1 protein-coding gene is annotated in these 336 nt (G+C 47.3%); it reads left to right on the top strand.

Going from position 1 to position 336, the window contains the following annotated elements; genetic code table 11:
- Positions 1-122: 122 nt before the first annotated feature.
- The coding region (locus tag A0J57_RS27105; RefSeq protein ID WP_235600963.1) for a hypothetical protein at positions 123-336 on the top strand (214 nt) is incomplete at its 3' end.

Below are 336 nucleotides of genomic sequence, written 5' to 3' on the forward strand. Positions count from 1 at the left end.
GGGTCTAGAGCATCAAGGCTCTCAGGAAGCCGAGACAGGCACTTACCTTCGTTCCACTTCTCCATGGGTGAAGTCTTTATTCCCTTATGTTTCTTCTGGTGATACTCAGTCATGAGCCACTCGTGAAACTCGGATTCAATGCTCGAAAGGCTAAGTGGCTTAGTCTTTTCGTTTTTCCGCTTATGCGTGAATCTTTGATCAACAGTTCTGAAGAACCTTTCGATTTTGCCCCTTCCTCGCGGCTTTTTCCGCCTGGTCCTAACAACTTTGATCTTCAAATCGATGCACACCTGCTCGATATGAGTGGACTTGAAATCGCGACCTCGGTCCGTATAC

This window comes from Sphingobium sp. 22B (assembly GCF_001580035.1).
Taxonomy (GTDB): domain Bacteria; phylum Pseudomonadota; class Alphaproteobacteria; order Sphingomonadales; family Sphingomonadaceae; genus Sphingobium; species Sphingobium fuliginis.